We start from the raw sequence: 214 nt of genomic DNA, 5'->3' as shown, positions 1-214 counted from the left end.
CGGTGATCGCCGTCGTCGGCTACGAGAACCCGACCATTTTCGAAGTCATGCTGCGCATGGGCGCGACCGGTGTGCTGAGCGCGCCGCTGCGCTCGACCGGCGTACTCGCCTCACTGGTGCTCACCGTCGGCCTGACGCAGGAAATGCGCGGCTACAAGAAAAGGGTGCAGCGGCTGGAGCAGAAGCTGCTCAGCGTGAACCAGATCAACGACGC

General features: G+C 64.5%; 1 protein-coding gene. It reads left to right on the top strand.

Annotation, left to right across the window (positions count from 1 at the left end; genetic code table 11):
- Positions 1–214, top strand: a 214-nt coding sequence (locus tag METUNV1_RS00060) for a hypothetical protein (RefSeq protein ID WP_043358639.1), incomplete at both ends; no start/stop codon positions are given.

The sequence above is a fragment of the Methyloversatilis universalis FAM5 genome (assembly GCF_000214035.2).
Taxonomy (GTDB): domain Bacteria; phylum Pseudomonadota; class Gammaproteobacteria; order Burkholderiales; family Rhodocyclaceae; genus Methyloversatilis; species Methyloversatilis universalis.
This window is presented reverse-complemented; position numbering and strand designations above follow the sequence as displayed.